This window comes from Novosphingobium sp. (genome assembly GCF_019748365.1).
GTDB lineage: Bacteria > Pseudomonadota > Alphaproteobacteria > Sphingomonadales > Sphingomonadaceae > Novosphingobium.
The window spans coordinates 1-13,759 of sequence record NZ_JAIEPN010000003.1; the positions used below are offsets into that span (position 1 = coordinate 1).

At 66.5% G+C, this 13,759-nt stretch carries 14 protein-coding genes; 11 read left to right on the forward strand and 3 right to left on the reverse strand.

All coding sequences use genetic code 11. The annotated features are described in order from the left end of the window. The first annotated feature begins 12 nt into the window (after positions 1 to 12). From rpoZ to K5Q19_RS00205, 7 genes are all read left to right on the forward strand, one after another. Entirely contained in the window at positions 13 to 357 is a 345-nt protein-coding gene (gene rpoZ / locus K5Q19_RS00175) for a DNA-directed RNA polymerase subunit omega (RefSeq protein ID WP_292939791.1), read from the forward strand. A gap of 122 nt (positions 358 to 479) precedes the next feature. Then, the gene (locus tag K5Q19_RS00180; protein ID WP_292939523.1) at positions 480 to 3,017 is read left to right on the forward strand and encodes a helicase-related protein; all 2,538 of its coding nucleotides are present in this window, start codon (positions 480 to 482) and stop codon (positions 3,015 to 3,017) included. After that, positions 3,017 to 3,364: a S4 domain-containing protein gene (locus tag K5Q19_RS00185; RefSeq protein WP_292939526.1), complete on the forward strand. Its 348-nt coding sequence runs from the start codon at positions 3,017 to 3,019 to the stop codon at positions 3,362 to 3,364. Before K5Q19_RS00180 ends, K5Q19_RS00185 begins: the two co-directional genes overlap by 1 nt. Next, positions 3,361 to 3,699, forward strand: a complete 339-nt coding sequence (gene fdxA / locus K5Q19_RS00190) for a ferredoxin FdxA (RefSeq protein WP_292939529.1) — start codon at positions 3,361 to 3,363, stop codon at positions 3,697 to 3,699. The genes K5Q19_RS00185 and fdxA overlap by 4 nt, the downstream gene beginning before the upstream one ends. Before the next feature lie 317 nt (positions 3,700 to 4,016). Then, positions 4,017 to 4,541 (forward strand): CarD family transcriptional regulator, encoded by a 525-nt coding sequence (locus tag K5Q19_RS00195; RefSeq protein WP_067906430.1) that lies wholly within the window; start codon positions 4,017 to 4,019, stop codon positions 4,539 to 4,541. Between the two features lie 189 nt (positions 4,542 to 4,730). Next, a complete protein-coding gene (locus K5Q19_RS00200) occupies positions 4,731 to 5,471 on the forward strand; it encodes a head GIN domain-containing protein (RefSeq protein ID WP_292939535.1) in 741 nt (246 codons plus the stop codon). A gap of 75 nt (positions 5,472 to 5,546) precedes the next feature. After that, on the forward strand, positions 5,547 to 5,783 hold the full coding sequence (locus K5Q19_RS00205) for a hypothetical protein (protein WP_292939538.1): 237 nt from the start codon (positions 5,547 to 5,549) through the stop codon (positions 5,781 to 5,783). Positions 5,784 to 6,048: 265 nt separating this feature from the next. Here K5Q19_RS00205 and K5Q19_RS00210 read toward each other — a convergent pair whose 3' ends face one another. Continuing rightward, positions 6,049 to 7,002 (reverse strand): L-threonylcarbamoyladenylate synthase, encoded by a 954-nt coding sequence (locus tag K5Q19_RS00210; protein WP_292939541.1) that lies wholly within the window; start codon positions 7,000 to 7,002, stop codon positions 6,049 to 6,051. Between the two features lie 47 nt (positions 7,003 to 7,049). Between K5Q19_RS00210 and K5Q19_RS00215 the strand changes: the two genes are divergently transcribed. Further along, positions 7,050 to 8,771: an acyl-CoA dehydrogenase gene (locus tag K5Q19_RS00215; protein ID WP_292939544.1), complete on the forward strand. Its 1,722-nt coding sequence runs from the start codon at positions 7,050 to 7,052 to the stop codon at positions 8,769 to 8,771. Continuing rightward, entirely contained in the window at positions 8,768 to 9,580 is an 813-nt protein-coding gene (locus K5Q19_RS00220; protein ID WP_292939547.1) for an ATP-binding protein, read from the forward strand. Before K5Q19_RS00215 ends, K5Q19_RS00220 begins: the two co-directional genes overlap by 4 nt. Here the strand turns inward: K5Q19_RS00220 and K5Q19_RS00225 are convergent. Continuing rightward, entirely contained in the window at positions 9,577 to 11,040 is a 1,464-nt protein-coding gene (locus tag K5Q19_RS00225; RefSeq protein WP_292939550.1) for a sorbosone dehydrogenase family protein, read from the reverse strand. The two genes, K5Q19_RS00220 and K5Q19_RS00225, sit on opposite strands and share 4 nt — an antisense overlap. Positions 11,041 to 11,117: 77 nt before the next feature. Between K5Q19_RS00225 and K5Q19_RS00230 the strand changes: the two genes are divergently transcribed. Further along, positions 11,118 to 11,600, forward strand: a complete 483-nt coding sequence (locus tag K5Q19_RS00230; RefSeq protein WP_292939553.1) for a GAF domain-containing protein — start codon at positions 11,118 to 11,120, stop codon at positions 11,598 to 11,600. Between the two features lie 152 nt (positions 11,601 to 11,752). Then, complete coding sequence (locus tag K5Q19_RS00235; RefSeq protein ID WP_292939556.1) at positions 11,753 to 12,514, forward strand: glycine zipper 2TM domain-containing protein; 762 nt, start codon at positions 11,753 to 11,755, stop codon at positions 12,512 to 12,514. 81 nt (positions 12,515 to 12,595) lie between these two features. Here K5Q19_RS00235 and K5Q19_RS00240 read toward each other — a convergent pair whose 3' ends face one another. Further along, positions 12,596 to 13,750 carry an acyl-CoA dehydrogenase family protein gene (locus tag K5Q19_RS00240; protein ID WP_292939559.1) on the reverse strand — a complete coding sequence of 385 codons (1,155 nt, stop codon included), beginning with the start codon at positions 13,748 to 13,750 and terminating at the stop codon, positions 12,596 to 12,598. Between the last annotated feature and the right edge of the window lie 9 nt (positions 13,751 to 13,759).

Here is a 13,759-nt window from a genome sequence, read left to right on the forward strand (position 1 = left end):
GAGTGCCCCCGCATGGCGCGCGTTACCGTCGAAGATTGCGTCGACAAGATCCCCAACCGCTTCGATCTCGTGCTGCTGGCTGCCGAGCGCGCTCGCGCGATTTCGGGCGGCGCGGAACTGACCGTCGATCGCGACCGTGACAAGAACCCGGTCGTCGCGCTGCGCGAAATCGCCGAATCGACCGTGCGACCGGCCGTGCTCAAGGAAAACCTGATCCAGTCGATGCAGCGCGTGCTGCCGGACGACGACGATCAGGTCGACGAAATCGGCTCGCTCTCGCAGTCGGCCGAAGCGCTGCGCATCACCGCAGCGGCGCCGGTGCGCAATACCTCGCTCGGCGCAGACTACGACGGCTGATCCTCTATTCCCCCCTCCCGCCTGCGGGAGGGGTCGGGGGAGGGCGTGTTCGCAGCACAGCCTCTGGATAAAGCCCCAATGGCCGCTTGCACCATGCAGGCGGTCTTGCCACATTCGAAGGCATGGCCAGCCCCTTGCCTTCGCGCGCTGACCGCGACCGCAGCCCGGTCAAGGCTGTGCTCGGCCCGACCAACACGGGCAAGACTCACCTCGCCATCGAACGCCTTTGCGCCCACTCCTCCGGCGCCATCGGCTTTCCGCTGCGCCTGCTGGCGCGCGAGGTCTATGACCGCGTCTGCAAGATCAAGGGCGAGGCCAACGTCGCGCTGATCACCGGCGAGGAGCGGATCGAGCCGCCCAATGCGCGCTGGCACCTCTGCACGGTGGAAGCGATGCCGAGCCGGCCGGATCTTGCCTTCGTCGCGCTTGATGAGGCCCAGCTCGCCGCCGATCCCGAACGCGGCCACGTCTTTACCGACCGGCTGCTCCACACGCGGGGCCGCGAGGAGACGATGCTGCTCGGCTCGGCCACGCTCGAACCGATGGTCAAGGCGCTGGTGCCGGGTGTCGAGGTCGTCAGCCGCCCGCGCTTTTCCACGCTGAGCCATGTCGGCGCGAAGAAACTGAGCCGCATCCCGCCCCGAAGCGCCATCGTCGCCTTCTCTGCCGAGCAGGTCTACGCGATGGCCGAAATGTTGCGGCGCTTTCGCGGCGGCGCGGCAGTGGTGATGGGGGCGCTCAGCCCGCAGACCCGCAATGCCCAGGTCGCCATGTATCAGGCGGGCGAAGTCGATTACCTCGTCGCCACCGACGCCATCGGCATGGGGCTCAATCTCGATGTCAGCCATGTCGCCTTCGCGGGCCTTTCCAAGTACGACGGCCACCGCCACCGCCGCCTGACGACCGCCGAAATGGCCCAGATCGCCGGTCGCGCCGGGCGGCACCACAAGGATGGCACGTTCGGCACGCTCGCAGGCATGGGCGGCCATGATCCTGAATTTGCCGACGAGGAAGTCTACGCGATCGAGGAGCACCGTTTCCCCCCGCTCACCCGCCTGTTCTGGCGGGAGGCCGAGCCGCGCTTCGACAGCCTGACAACGCTGATCGAGGACCTGGAAAGCCCGCCCCCGCAACTGGAACTCTCCCCCGCCCCCCAAGCCATCGATCTGGCCGTGCTGAAGCGCCTGGCCGACGAGCCCGAGGTCGCGGGCACGGTGCGAGGCCGCAGCTCGGTGCAGCGCTTCTGGCAGGTCTGCTCGCTTCCCGATTTCCGCCAGCAGGGTGCCGAGACGCACTCGCGCTTCGTCGCCCGCTTGTGGCAGGACTTGCGCCATGGCTACCTCGGCGCGGATTATGTCGCGCAGGCCATCGCGCAGCAGGACAATCCCTCCGGCGATATCGATACGCTGCAGGGCCGAATCGCCGCGGTGCGCAGTTGGGCCTACATCACCCAGCGTCCAGACTGGGTGCTGGCGCGAGACGAAATGGCCGCCCGCGCCCGTGCTGTCGAGACGCGCCTCTCGGATGCGCTCCACGCCCGCCTCACCGAACGCTTCGTCAACCGCCGCACCACCGTGCTCATGCGCAAGGCCGGCGGCGATGCCTCGCTGCTGCCGGTGCGAATCAGTGATGCAGGCGCCGTGCTCGTCGACGATGAGCCCATCGGCCACCTAGAAGGCTTCCGCTTTGTGGTCGATCCGCTGGCCCGCGCGTCGGACCGCAAGCTGCTGCTCGCCGCGGCCGAGCGTCACCTCCCCGGCCTCCTTTCCGCGCGCGCCGATGCGCTGATCGCAGCGGCTGCGGAACCTGGCGGCCTCGTGCTGGAGCAGGGCGCGCTGAGCTGGAACGGCCTCGTCGTGGCCCGGCTCGAGCCCGGCAAGACCATGCTGGAGCCGCGGCTGCGGCTCGATACAACGCTCGGCCTGCTTTCCGCGCGCCAGCGCCCGCAGCTGATCAGCGCACTCGAGAGCTGGCTGAACCGGCACATTTCCGCCGACCTCGGGCCCCTCGCCCGGCTCGCGGAGGCAGCCCGGGCGCCGCAGTCCGGCCCCGATCTGCGCGCGCTGCTGCTGCTGCTCGTTGCCGGAGGCGGCGTGCTGGCGCGCGAGGATGCGGCGCTCGACAGGCTGGATGGCCGGCAGCGCGATGCACTGCGCCGCCTCGGCGTGCGCATCGGGGCGCTGGATCTGTTCGTTCCTGCCGTGCTCAAGCCCGGCCCGCTCGCATTGTGGTGCAAGCTCGCCGCGCTGCGCGGCGAAGCGCCGCTGCTGCCGCCAGGCAATCTTCCGGCTGTCGTCGCCGCAAAGAGACCGCCTGCCGGTTATCGCCGCGCAGGCGCACAGGCGATCCGCGTCGATCTCGCCGAGAAACTGCTGCAGGCTGCACACCGCTGCCGGATCGGTGCCACGGCAAAGCGCTATCCGCTCGATCCCGCGCTCGCCCGCTCGATGGGTCTCGCCACCGCAGGCTATGCCGCGCTGCTGCGTGCCGCAGGATTTCGCGTGCATATGGCGCGATTGCTCGACGAGGCCGCACACGGCCCTCCCGCCCCGCCGATGTGGGACTGGCGCCCGCCCCGCAACGCTCCAGCGCGCGCCGCCGCAACACCGGCATCACCGCCAACCGGCGCTTTCGCCGTGCTGGCCGAGCTGATTCGCTGATGGCTGGCGAAGGCACCCTGCGTATCGACAAGCTTTTGTGGTTCCTGCGTTTTTCGGGCTCTCGCAGCCTCGCGCAGGAGTGGATTGCCGAAGGGCATATCCGCCTCAATGGTCGCCGAATCGAGCGAGCAAGCACCGCGGTTCGCTGCGGCGACGTGCTGGTCCTCCCACTGCGCAGCGGCGTCAGGGTGATCACGGTGGAACAGCTTCCCCGGCGGCGCGGCCCTGTCGAAGAAGCCAGGGGGTGTTATGAGGTGCTTGACGCAGCGGGCTCACCCCCTCTAGCAAGCCAGTCGGATTTACCTGAACCCGCCCAAACCGAACCTGAGGGACTGCCACTGCCATGACCTATGTCGTTACCGAAGCCTGCATTCGCTGCAAGTTCATGGATTGCGTCGAGGTTTGCCCGGTGGATTGCTTCTACGAGGGCGAGAACATGCTGGTGATCAATCCCAGCGAGTGCATCGACTGCGGCGTGTGCGAGCCCGAGTGCCCGGCCGAAGCCATCCTGCCCGATACCGAAAGCGGCCTTGAGCAGTGGCTCGAACTCAACGCGAAGTACTCGGCCGAGTGGCCCAACATCACCACCAAGAAGGACGCCCCTGCCGACGCCGACGATCACAAGGGCGAAGACGGCAAGTTCGAAAAGTACTTCTCGGCCGAGCCCGGCGAGGGCGACTGACCGCCTTGCCGCAGGGTCCGGGTGGGCGCCCCGGTTGCGCCCTCGGAACCACGGCACTTTGGCGCAGTATCCGCACCCTTACCTCTGGCATTTTTGTGACAGAGCTGCTATATACGCCCGCAAGCGCTGGGCGGAACGATCCTCCCTGTCGCCAACAACACGCTAAGGCAGGACAAACGGCAAACGGATCGCAGTGCTTGTAGACCGCGTTTAAAGACGGTCGTTTGCCGGACCTCCCCCCAAAGGGCCCGGATTGCTGTCCGGGGGCGTCTCTGCCCCACCTTGCCTTCGTCCCTGCTGCGCCGAAAGGATAAGCAATGGCAACCAAGGCACTTGCCTTCGATGTTGGGGATTACGTGGTCTATCCCAAGCACGGTGTTGGCCGTGTGGTGGAACTTCAGAACGAGGAAATTGCAGGCATGAAGCTGCAGCTCTATGTGCTGCGCTTCGAAAAAGAACGCATGACCCTGCGCGTGCCCGTCAACAAGGTTGAGGCGATCGGTATGCGCAAGCTGTCTTCGGACAAGACGCTGCGTGAAGCGCTCGATACCCTTAAGGGCAAGCCCAAGGTCAAGCGCACGATGTGGTCGCGCCGTGCGCAGGAATACGAAGCCAAGATCAACTCGGGCGATCTCGTCTCGATCGCGGAAGTGACGCGCGATCTGTTCCGCGCTGATGACCAGCCGGAACAGAGCTACTCCGAACGCCAGATCTTCGAAGCCGCGTCTTCGCGTCTGGCGCGCGAACTCGCCGCCATGGAAAAGACGGACGAGCCCGCCGCGCTCAAGAAGATCCTCGCGATCCTCAACGAGCACGCGCCGAAGTACTACGAAACGGCCTGAGGCCAGCTGCGCCCTCCGCCTCTTTGGGGAGAGGTGGAGGCGCTCACAAAAAAGGGCCGCCGGATCACTCCGGCGGCCCTTTTTCGTGCCCATCGCTCCGGCAAACCGACAACGGGGATCGGCGGACGACTTGGCGTGAGGCGTCTCAGTGCCTTATAGAGGCAACACACCATCTTCAAGGAGTGCGCCATGATCAAGGATATCGTCCGCACGCTCGGCGGGATCGCCGTGGCCGCCATCGCCCTTTCGCTCAGCGCCTGCGACGGCGTGACAATGGAAATGAACGGCATGAAGGGCGTGCGACTCGCCGAACTCGATCTCACGGCCAAGGCACCCGAGGAAATCACCCTGCTCGGCCCGGACAATGTGCGCGTGGTTCAGGGCGACAAGCTCGCGATCACGGTAGAGGGCAACGAGGATGCCAAGGACAGGCTGCGCTTCGTGCTCAAGGATGGCAAGCTCGCCATCGGCCGCGAAGGTTGGAAGATCGGCGGTTCGGATGATCTCGCCACGATCAACGTGACCGTCCCGGCGGCGCGGCGGCTGGTCATGGCGGGGTCAGGCACGATGCACGCCGATGCCCTGCGCGGTGATGCCGCCAGCATCAGCATTGCCGGTTCCGGCGATATCGAAGTGCCTGTGGTCGACACCAACGAACTCAAGGTCGAAGTGATCGGCTCGGGCGATTTCAAGGCAGGCGGCAAGGCAAAATCGCTCAAGATCTCGGTCGCCGGATCAGGCTCGGCCGATCTTGCCGGCCTCAGCGCCGAAGATGCCAAGGTCGAGATCGCCGGATCAGGCGATGCGCGCTTCGCGTCGGACGGTCAGGTCAAGGCCGACATCATGGGTTCCGGCTCGGTCACGGTCAAAGGCCGTGCGCAGTGCAAGGTCAACGCGATGGGTTCGGGCACGCTGACTTGCGAGCCTTGATCACCACACCGGTCATGGTGCGGCAAGGATCGTTGGGCTAGGCCTTGGCGTCCTGTTGTGAAAGGCCACCGGCGCTTGTCCCGATCCCTGCTTTTTTCCGTCCTTGGCGTCATGGTTCTGTCGAGCGGCATAGCGGAAGCTTCGAGCCAGCCCGAGGCGGACCGCGCCGCGTACAAGCGCGAAGCGCTGATCGCCAAGCTGGAGAGGAAGTACAGCCGCCAGCTCGAGGCCTGCAATCGCGGGCAGACTGCCGCCTGCGCCGAAGCCAATCGGATCAGCGGCGAGATCACGCTGCTCCGCAAGGAACGCTAGAGCCTGTCCTGATGAGGTGGAGGCATCGTCATCGCGTCAGGAAGCTTCTCGGCAAGGAGCGCCGCGCAGCGCGGGCTGGTAGCCCGTGCCAGCGGCGCGACGCTGTCCGAGGGGCTTCCTGACGCGACCCCGAAGGGGCGGGCCGCTTTTGGCCCATCGCAGCGTTGATCGTCGGTCACTATGGGCCAGCATAGCTCCCTCCTCTCGCCTCGCGCTGGGCCAAAATCGGCTCCGTGCCGATGCCTCCACCTCATCAGGACAGGCTCTAGGCAGCCGCGCGGCGCAGCCGATCGTTGATGGCAACGCCGATGCCGTCTTCGGGAATCGGCGCAACCGCGATCCGCGACTCCGGTGCAGCAGCGGCCTGGTGAAGGCAGGCATAGAGCCGCGCTGCGGCTTCAATGAGATCGCCCGCTTCGGAAAGCGACACGGCACCCGCAACGCCCCCAAAGCCGATCAGGAATTCGCCCGGCCCAGCGGTGACCGCGCCAAGCCGCACCGGCTTGCCCGGCGCATAGTGGCTGGCAAGCTGCCCCGGTGCCTCGATGCGTGCCTCGTCTGACGCCATGGCTTCGGCATCCGCCCCGAGAACGGCGGCAAGTTCGGCCTCGGTCACGGGTCCCGGTCGCAGCACCTGCCAGCCACCGTCGGAGCGCAAAGCAACGATCGTCGATTCGAGGCCTTGCTGCGTCTCACCACCATCGAGAATGAGATCGGCCCGCGCCCCCAGCGAAGCCGCGACATGCACCGCGCTGGTTGGGCTGACACCGCCGCTACGATTGGCCGAGGGCGCTGCCAGCGGCAGACCTGCTGCGCCAAGCAAGGCCCGCATCACCGGATGGGCGGGAACCCGCAGGGCGACGGTGGGCAACCCAGCCGTGACCGCGGCGGCCAGCGGCGCATCATCCCGGCGCGGCAGGACCATGGTCAGCGGCCCCGGCCAGAAGGCCGCCGCCAGTGACCTCGCGCGTCCGTCCAGCACCGCAAGTCCTTCCGCCGCCGCCACATCGGGGACGTGAACAATCAGCGGGTTGAAATCAGGCCGCCCCTTGGCACGGTAGATCGCCGCCACCGCCGCATCGCTGTCAGCACGGGCAGCCAGCCCGTAGACCGTCTCGGTCGGCACCGCCACGGTCCCCCCTGCCGTCAGCAGACGCACGGCCTCGGCAATCCCGGCGCTATCGGCGGGCAGCACGTTTGGAGACATTTGCGCGGTCATGGCTTGCCGCTATAGCCCTCGACAGAGGCTGCCAAGGAAAAGAGCGCATGAGCTTTATCGCCCCCACTGAAGACCAGGTCCTGGCCATGCGCGTCTGCGCCGGAATTGACGAGCTCGCAGCGCATGAACGCTACGCCGCGGCCACGCCCGACGTGGTCGAGGCGATTGCCGAGGGCATTGGCGCCTTTGCCGCTGGCGAATGGGCCCCGCTCAACCGAATCGGCGATACCGAAGGCGCGCATTGCAAGGACGGCGTGGTCTCCTCGCCCGCGGGCTATGCCGAGGCCTACAAGGCTTTCGTCGAACAGGGCTGGGGCTCGATTGCCGGTCCGGCCGAGTTTGGCGGACAGGGTCTGCCTTTCACGCTCGCCACCTGCGTGCTCGAAACGCTCGGCGCGGCCAATATGGGCTTCACCCTGCTGCCGATGCTCACGGTCGGCGCGATCGAGGCGCTCGATCACCATGGCAGCGAAGCGCAGAAGGCGATGTATCTGCCCAACCTGATCTCGGGCGCATGGTCGGGCACGATGAACCTCACCGAGCCGCAGGCCGGCTCCGACGTTGGCGCGCTGCGCAGCACGGCGGTGAAGATCGAAGACGGCCCGCACGCGGGCAAGTACCGTATCGCCGGCACAAAGATCTACATCACCTGGGGCGAGCATGAGCTGGCCGAGAACGTGATCCACCTCGTTCTCGCCCGCACCCCCGGCGCGCCCGCCGGTTCGCGCGGCATCTCGCTGTTCATCGTGCCCAAGTATCACGTGAATGCCGATGGCTCGCTGGGCGCGCGCAACGACCTGCGCTCCGTTTCCATCGAGCACAAGCTCGGCATCAACGTCTCGCCCACTTGCGTCATGTCCTACGGTGACAACGGGGAATGCATCGGCGAACTCGTCGGGCACGAGAACGAGGGCCTCAAGGCCATGTTCACGATGATGAACTCGGCGCGCATCAACGTCGGCAGCCAGGGCGTGCAGATCGCCGAACGCGCGCTGCAGCAGGCCCGGATCTACGCGCGCGACCGCGTCCAGTCCGCCCGCGCCGGTTCGCCCGACAAGAACCCGGTTGCGATCATCGAGCACCCCGACGTGCGCCGCATGATCCTGCGCATGCGTGCCCTTACCGAAGGCTCGCGCGCGCTGCTCTACTACACCGCCGGCCAGGTCGATCGCGGCCTGCTGGGCGACAAGGCCGCGGGTGCCCGCGCCGAGCTCCTCGTGCCGCTGCTCAAGGCCTGGGGCACCGATGTCGGCTGCGAAGTCGCCAGCCTCGGCATCCAGATCCACGGCGGCATGGGCTTCGTCGAGGAGACCGGCGCCGCGCAGCACTATCGCGACGCGCGTATCGCCCCGATCTACGAAGGCACCAACGGCATCCAGGCCGCCGATCTCGTCACCCGCAAGCTCGGCATGGAAGCGGGCGGCGTGCTGCAAGCGCTGATGGCAGACATCTCCGCCGAGATGCAGGACGTCCCTGAAGTCGCCTCGCTCGCCAAGGATGCGGCCGCCATCGGCTCGTGGATGGCGAGCGGCGATGCCACGCTCGACGACAAGCTCGCCGGCAGCGTGCCGTTCCTCACGATGTGCGCGGTCGCGGTCGCCGGTTGGCAGCTCGCCCGACAGGCCCGCGCCACCGGCTCGGTGGAGAAGACCGCCGTCACCAAGGTGTTCAACCGCACGATCGTCCCCGAAGCACGCGGGCTCGGTGCGGCAGCGATGGCCGGCGCGGCGCTCTATTATGATCTGGACAGCGAGGCGCTGACCGGATGAGCGAGCCGCTCGAACGTATCGCGGCAGCGCTGGAGCGACTCGCTCCGCAACTGCCCGCCGCGACCGACTGGCACGCACATCCCGCCTATGTCTGGACCGGCACGGCAGCGCGCGCGGTCGATCCGCTCGAGGCGCCGCCATTGGCGCTGATCAAAGGCATCGAGGCCCAGAAAACCGCCGTAGCGGACAACGTCCTGCGCCTCGCTTCCGGTGCAGCGGCGCACGACATGCTGCTGTGGGGTTCACGCGGCATGGGCAAATCCGCACTGGTCCGCTCTGCCGTCCGCGCGGCGCAGGATGCGCATCCGGGGCGGATCGCGCTGATTCAGGCGTCGCCGGATGAAAGTCTGGCCACACTGCTGGGCGCGCTGCGCACGGTGGACCGCCGCTTCCTGATCCTGCTCGATGATCTCGGGTTCGATGCAGGCGATTCGGGCGACGCCCGCCGTCTGCGCTCGTGGCTGGAAGGCGGTGTCGAGGCCCGCCCCGCCAACGTGCGCCTCGCCGTCACCTCGAACCGCCGCGCCATCGTCGAGCGGCACATGGCCGAGCAGGACGACCCGATCAATCCACGCGACGTCGTCGACGACCGCCTTGCGCTGGCGGATCGGTTTGGCCTCTCGCTCGGCTTCCACGCCTGCTCGCAGGATGATTACCTTGCGATCATCGCGGGCTATGCCGCGCACTACGGGCTGAGCTTTGCCGAGGATGACGCGCTCACCTGGTCGAAGCAGCGCGGCAGCCGTTCGGGCCGCGTCGCCTGGCAATATGTCAACGAACTCGCCGGGCGCGCAGGCCGCAGCCTCTAGTTCTGCGGTTTGGTCAGGTCCGAATCCATCGTCGGCTTGACGATGAACTTGGTGCCCGGCTTGGGCGCGGGCGGCATCGGCGTTGCCGGGATCGGCACGATTTCCGCCGCCGGCTTCGCGCCCGGAGCCACCACGCGCCAGATCACGCCGCCGGTATCATCGCTCACCAGCAGCGCGCCATCCTTGGCAAAGGCGACCCAGGTCGGACGACCGTGTGTTTTGCTGTCCTTGGTCAGGAAGCCTGTCAGCACCGGCACCGGTGGCTGCGGCAGTGCATTGCCGTTGTTGTCGAACGCCACGAAAACAACGTCATAGCCCGAAAGCGGCTTGCGGTTCCACGAACCATGCCGCGCGATGAAGGCCCCGCTGGCGAAGCGCTCTCCCATCAGGTTGCCCCCGCGCGCAAAGGCCAGCCCCAGCGGCGCGACGTGCGAGCCGAGGCCGTATTCGGGCTTGCGGACATAGGAGAACATGTCGCGCGGCATGGGATCGTTGACGCGCCAGTCGATGTTCTTCTTCCAGTACACCCAAGGCCAGCCATATTGCGCGCCGAGCGGGACATTGGTGAGGTAATCAGGCACAAGGTCGGAGCCGAGCATGTCGCGCTCGTTCACCGTGGTCCACAGCTCGCCGCTGCGCGGATTCCAGTCCAGCCCGTTGGGATTGCGCAGGCCCTGGGCATATTCGCGCGAGCTCTTACGTTCGAAATCATACTCGTAGATCGCCGCGCGGCCTTTTTCCTTGTCGAGCCCGTTCTCGCCAATGTTGGAGGCCGAACCGACCGAGACGTAGAGCAGCTTGCCGTCCGGGCTCAGCGAAAGGTTGCGCGCCCAGTGGTTGCCGCCGCCGGGGAGGTCCATCAGCTTTTCCGGCTTGCCGGCGAGCGTGGTCTGCCCCGGCGTGAACGGCCACGAGACCACGGCATTGTGGTTGCCAACATAGAGCCGGCCTTCGCGCAGAACCATGCCGAAGGGAGAATCAAGCCCCGGATTGCTCATCTCGAAGCGCTGGTCAGCGGTGCCATCGCCATTGCTGTCGCGCAGCACCACGATCTTGTTTGGCGACGCCTCCCCCGCGCCGGCAGACTTGAGCAGATAGCCCATGACCAGCCCGGTGAGGCCGCCCGGCCCCCGCTGCGCAGGGCCGTTGGTTTCAGCGGCGAGCACATCGCCATTGGGCAGCACGGTAAGCGTCCGGGGATGATCGAGCTTGTCGGCAAACCGCGTCACGACAAGGCCCTCGGCCGCCACCGGCGTTTCGCCCGCGGCCCAGCCGACCGGCTTTGCGATGCCGATGGTGGGGAACCACTGCGGCGCCGCTTCGGCGAGTTCAGGCTTCGGCCCGGTGGTCTTGTCGAGCGTGAGCTGTGCGGTGTCGCCGCGCATCAGCCATACGGCGGCGAGGCCGAGCACGACGAGGACAATGACGAGCCCGGTCAGGGTCTTGCGAATGGTGGACATGGGGCCTTGTCTAGAAGCCGGGCCGCGTTCCCGCAATGGCCCTCGCGGCCAAGCGAACGGCCTGCTAAGGCCAAATCATGTACGACTTTGTCCCCGTTGCCGGCCAACCCAAGCCCGCGCTCTATGCCGACCTTGCCGATGCGGCCCGCGCGATCACGCACGATGAGCCCGACGCGATTGCCAACATGGCCAATTGCGCCGCGCTGCTCAGCCAGTTCCTGCCCGATCTCAACTGGGCGGGGTTCTACCGGATGGTTGGCGGCGAGCTTGTTCTCGGACCCTTTTCCGGCAAGCCAGCCTGCATCCGCATCGCATTAGGTCAGGGCGTCTGCGGCACCGCTGCCGCCACAGGCGAGACGCAGGTGGTGCCTGATGTTCATGCCTTCCCCGGTCATATCGCCTGCGACGCCGCCAGCCGGTCCGAACTGGTGGTGCCTGTCATCCGCGAAGGCGCGGTGATCGCGGTCATCGATCTCGACAGCCCGCTCCTCGATCGTTTTGACGCCGAGGATGCCGCCGGGATCGAGGCCCTCGCGCGCTTGCTTGCCGAGCGGATTTGATCCAGCCAGCGGGAGGGGCCGCCACTGGTGCCCCGTTTCGGCACAGGCGCACCGCAACCCTTGGTCGGCGGCGGCTTGCGATGCTAAACGACGCGTTAAGACCGGATTCCTGCGCGGCAGTCCCGCGTATCCGGCCCGTGCAGGGGATCACCATGGCGAGACTTATCCGTGCCCTTCTGACTGTCGGCGTCGCCGCTTCGCTCGCCGCACCGGCATTCGCGCAAGATCAGGCGCCGCCACCCGCGCCGCAAGGCGGCTGGGCTTCGGGCTATCCCGGCGCCTATCAGGGGACCTGGCAGGGCACATGGCAGGGTACTTATGCTCCACCCCCGGGCGCAGCGCCCGGCGCCTATGCCCCTGCGCCGGGCAGCTATCCCCCGCCGGGGGCCTATCCTCAGCCTGAAGCGGACCCTCGCTACCGCGAGATGGTGGAGAAGTGTCAGGGTGTCGAACGACGCCATAGCGGCACGACGGGCGCGGTTATCGGCGGAGTGCTAGGCGGCGTGGTCGGCAACCGGATCGCCTCGGGCAACCGCGTGCTCGGCACCGTCGCCGGTGCTGCTGCGGGCGCGGTGGCAGGCGGTGCGATCGGCAAGTCGATCGACAAGAACCGTGAACGCGAGTGCGAGGCATTCTTCAGCAGCTATGCACCGCAGCAGCCGTATCCCGGCGTGTTTCCCTATGGGGCGCAGGGTGGCTATCCTGGGGCCTATCCGGCCTATGGCTATGCGCCTTACGGCTATGTCATGGTTCCGGTGATGACCATGCAGAACAACTGCTGCAACAATCCCCCTCCCTGCACCGAAACCCGCACGACCACGGTCACTTATGTGCGCGAACGCGTGCGCAATGTGGTCTACCGCCCAGTGCGCACCAAGCGCGTGAAGGAAAAGCGGGTCTACGTCGGCAGCTGATTCAACGGCGCCTGATACTGGCCAAACAGAAAACCCCGCCGGTTCGCCCGGCGGGGTTTCTTGTTCAGCAAGGGCTCGTAGTCAGAGCTTGCGGCCGATCAGCTCCTTCATGATCTCGTTGGTGCCGCCGAAAATGCGCGTCACGCGCGCACCGCGCCAGGCACGGGCAATCGCGTATTCATTCATGTAACCGGCGCCGCCGTGGAGCTGGAGGCACTTGTCCATCACTTCCCACTGCAGTTCGGTGTGCCACAGCTTGGCCGCGGCGCCCTCCTCGGCAGTCAGCTCGCGCTTGAGGTGGCGGGCCAGCGCCCAGTCGAGGTGCGCCCAGCCCACCTGCAGCTTGGACTTGAGATCCGCCAGCGTGAAGCGGGTGTTCTGGAAATCGAGAATCGGCTTCCCGAACGCCTTACGCTCACGGGTGAACGCAACGGTGTCGTCAAACGCCTTCTGCGCCGAAGCCTGCGCACTGACGGCGATCGACAGGCGCTCCTGCGGCAGTTCGCTCATCAGATAGATGAAGCCCTTGCCTTCTTCGCCGAGGCAGTTGGTAATCGGCACGCGCACGTCCTCGAAGAACAGCTCCGAGGTATCGGCTTCATCCTGACCGATCTTGTCGAGGTTGCGGCCGCGCTTGAAGCCTTCGCGATCCGCCTCGACCAGCACGATCGAGACACCCTTCCACGCCGGCTGGATCTCGGTGTCGGTCTTGCAGCACACGAGGATGAGATCGGCGTTCTGGCCATTGGTGATGTAGGTCTTCGACCCGTTGATCACGTAGTGGTTGCCGTCCTTCTTGGCGCTGGTGCGCATGCCCTGAAGGTCGGAACCGGTGCCCGGCTCGGTCATCGCGATGGCGGTGATCACCTCGCCCGAGACCATCTTGGGCAGCCACTTGCGCTTCTGTTCTTCCGAGCCATACGAGACGAGATAGTTCACCACGATGTCGGACTGGAGCGAGAAGCCCGTGGCAACGCGGCCATAGTAGGCGCTCTCTTCATCGACGATGGCGTTGTAGCCGAAGTCGAGGCCAAGGCCGCCGTATTCCTCGGGAACGGTCGGGCACAGCATGCCAAGCTCGCCCGCCTTGGGCCAGATCGACTTGGGAACGATGCCTGCTTCCGCCCACTCGTTGGCGTGCGGCGCGATTTCGGTTTCGAGATAGCGCCGCACGGTCTGGCGGAACGCCTCGTGATCGGGCGTATAGGCGGATCGGGGAATCAGATCGAGCGACATGGCAGGCTC